The organism is Azospirillum isscasi (assembly GCF_030849505.1).
In the GTDB taxonomy this organism is placed as follows: Bacteria; Pseudomonadota; Alphaproteobacteria; order Azospirillales; family Azospirillaceae; genus Azospirillum; species Azospirillum isscasi.
In genome coordinates this window covers 1-2,890 of sequence record NZ_JAUJFI010000296.1, presented here as the reverse complement: position 1 = coordinate 2,890, position 2,890 = coordinate 1, and the positions used below count along the sequence as shown (strand labels likewise).

Here is a 2,890-nt window from a genome sequence, read left to right as displayed (position 1 = left end):
CCTGCGCCGGCTGCTCGGCTGCGGGCGGCTGCGCTGGCGCGGCGGCACGGTGCTGGCGGAGGGGCCGGCGATGACCATCCGCGCCTTCCGCGACCCGGCGACGCGCAAGCTGCGCCCGACCGGCCTGCCGCCCGGAGCCGCGCTGATCAAGGGGCTGGGTTACTGGTGCGTCGATCCGAAGGCCGGCACCGTCTGTCCCGTCGAGTTGCAGGTGGTGGAGGTGCCGAAGCCCAAGACCGCCGTCCAGCCTCCGGCCAAGGCCCCTCCGAAGGCCGCTCCGAAGGCCGCGCCGGCCAGGACCGCGCCGGAGCGCCCCTCCATTCCGGGGGCCTCCGCCTTCGCGGCGGCCATGCCCGGCGGGGTGCGCATGGGCTCCGACCCCGCCGCGACCATCGTGGAGCGCGACCCGCGGGTCGTCGCCCGGCTGGGCCGGGTGGTGTCGCCGGACGGCGGTCTGGTGGACGTGCTGCGGCTGGCCTTCGATTACGGCGAGGAGGACTCGCCCTCCGAGATCGAACCCGACGACCAGCGCCAGTTCGCCCGCGTCGAGGAACCCGCCGGGGCCGTCTTCGTCCGCCGCGACAAGGCGCTGGAGCAAGGGGCGCTGGACCGTCTCGCCGCCTTCGGCTTCGCCCAGGCGCGCATCGAGCCGCCCAAGGGCCAGTTGAACGCCCGCGGCACCCGCGTGCACTGGCTGACCGGCAAGGACGCCGACGAGCGCTGGTCCACCTTCCTCAACACCGAGGTGCCGGCCCTGCGCAAGGAGGGCTGGACGGTCGAGATCGGCGCCGACTTCGGCACCCGCGTGGTCGAGGCGAACGAGGAGGTCGCCGTCGCCGTGCGCGATTCCGGCGACGGCTGGTTCGACCTCGACGTCGGCGTCGAGATCGACGGGGAGCGCCGCGCCCTGCTGCCCATCCTGGCGACGCTGATCGAGCGCGGCGGCATGGAGGCGACCCGCGTCATCGACGGGCGCGCCCATCTGGTGCTGGACGACGGCAACGTGCTCGCCCTGCCGGCGGAGCGGGTGGAGCGGTTGCTGAGCGTTCTGGAGTCCATGCTGGACAGCGGGCGGCGGCTGGACGACACGCTGAAGGTGCCGCTGACCGAGGCCGACGGGCTGCTGGACATCGACGACCTGATCGCCCGGCGGACCGAGGACACCGGCCAGATCGACCGCTACCTGCGCACCATCCAGGAGCAGGAGATGCCGGCGGAGATGGACCCGCCGCCGGGTTTCCAGGGCACGCTGCGCGACTACCAGCGCGTCGGGCTGGCCTGGATGCAGGGGCTGCGGGCCAACCGGGTGGCCGGCATCCTGGCCGACGACATGGGCCTGGGCAAGACCGCCCAGACGCTGGCCCACATCGCCATGGAGGAGCAGGAGGGGCGGCTGACCGACCCCTGTCTGGTCGTCGTGCCGACCAGCCTCGTCCCCAACTGGGTGGCGGAGGCGCAGCGCTTCACGCCGCGTCTGCGGGTGGTCGTGCTGCACGGGCTGGACCGTCACGAGAAGCTGGGCGACCTCGACCGCGCCCACATCGTGGTGACCACCTACGGCGTGGTGGGCCGCGACGTGGAGATGCTGAAGCGCCGGACCTGGCACCTGCTGATCCTGGACGAGGCGCAGGCCATCAAGAATCCGGACAGCAAGGCGACCCGCGCCGTCTGCGCGCTGAACGCCCGCAACCGGCTCTGCCTGTCGGGCACGCCGGTGGAGAACAATCTGGGCGAGCTGTGGAGCCAGTTCGCCTTCCTGATGCCCGGCCTGCTGGGCGACCGCAAGGAGTTCGGGCGCCGCTACCGCACCCCCATCGAAAAGCGCGCCGACGGCACCCGCGCCAAGCAGTTGATGCGCCGCATCCGCCCCTTCCTGCTGCGCCGCACCAAGGAGGCCGTGGCCAAGGAGCTGCCGCCGAAGACCGAGGTGGTGGTCCGCATCGACCTGGAGCCGGCGCAGCGCGACCTCTACGAGACCATCCGGCTGTCGGTGAACGAGACGGTGCGGGCGGCGCTGGCGGTCAGCGGCGTGTCGCGCAACGCCATCACCATCATCGACGCGCTGCTGAAGCTGCGGCAGGTCTGCTGCGACCCGCGGCTGGTGAAGATCCCCGCCGCCGGCAAGGTGAAGGAGAGCGCCAAGCTCGACGCCCTGACCGACATGGTGCTGGAGATGGTGCCGGAAGGCCGCCGCATCCTGATCTTCTCGCAGTTCACCACCATGCTGGACCTCATCAAGCTGCGGCTGGAGGAGGCGGAGATCGGCTATGTGGAACTGACCGGGCGCACGCTGGACCGGGCGGAGCCGGTGAACCGCTTCCAGAACCGCGAGGTGCCGGTCTTCCTCATCAGCCTGAAGGCGGGCGGGCGCGGCCTGAACCTGACGGCGGCGGACACGGTGATCCACTACGATCCCTGGTGGAACCCGGCGGCGGAGGATCAGGCGACCGACCGCGCCTACCGAATCGGGCAGGACAAGCCGGTCTTCGTCTACAAGCTGATCGCCGCCGACACCGTGGAGGAGCGGATTCTCGATCTGCAACGGCGCAAAGGCAATCTGTCCGACGCAACCATCGAGGGCACCGGGCTCATCAGCGCGCTTGAGGGTGGGGACATCGACTATCTGCTGGGTAGGGCGGCGGACTGAGCGCACCCTCGGGGTTACCGCCCTTCCCGGTCTGGCCTTCGTGGGGCCATGGCATAGATCCTTACGAACGAAAGCACTGCGTTCGTTTCCCTTGCAACGGGGAGGGCCATGGCATCGACGAAGCGGGACACCGCACCCGATCCGGACCGGCTCATCGGCGCGTGGCGCGACGCCGCCGCGGACGCCCGCCGCTGGCGTGACGACCCGGACCGCGTGGCCGCCCTGAAGGCGGCGCGCACCCGG

General features: G+C 71.4%; 1 protein-coding gene. It reads left to right on the top strand.

Going from position 1 to position 2,890, the window contains the following annotated elements; all coding sequences use genetic code 11:
• Positions 1–2,647 (top strand): DEAD/DEAH box helicase (locus QSG27_RS28325; protein ID WP_306712123.1); only part of this gene is annotated, 2,647 nt, incomplete at its 5' end.
• Positions 2,648–2,890 lie beyond the last annotated feature (243 nt).